Source organism: Treponema sp. R6D11, assembly GCF_054786075.1.
The window spans coordinates 1-261 of record NZ_BDHD01001461.1 but is presented as its reverse complement, the minus strand read 5'-3'; the positions used below and the strand labels follow the sequence as shown (position 1 = coordinate 261).

1 protein-coding gene is annotated in these 261 nt (G+C 40.6%); it reads right to left on the bottom strand.

What is annotated here, in order from left to right; all coding sequences use genetic code 11:
- Positions 1-261, bottom strand: a 261-nt coding sequence (locus ACYVTD_RS19120) for a hypothetical protein (protein WP_461249156.1), incomplete at both ends; no start/stop codon positions are given.

The following is a 261-nucleotide window of genomic DNA, read 5'->3' as shown; positions in this document are numbered from 1 at the left end:
GCATTGCAACCGGTGTTACAACAGGTTTTATTGTAACATTTGAATCCAATGGCGGTAATGGTGATAACTCCGTCTATAGTATTTTCGTTGCTTATGGTGTAGGTTTCACTTCCGCTCCCGGCAGTGTCTTTACAAGCGATTTCGCCGTTATCGCTTTCCAAGTTAAGCTGTAAGTCCAGATGATTAAAAAACGCTACATTCGCAAATCTGTAGTTAAGTGTTACAGTATCACCTTCATAACCAATATTAGGCGATGCTGTT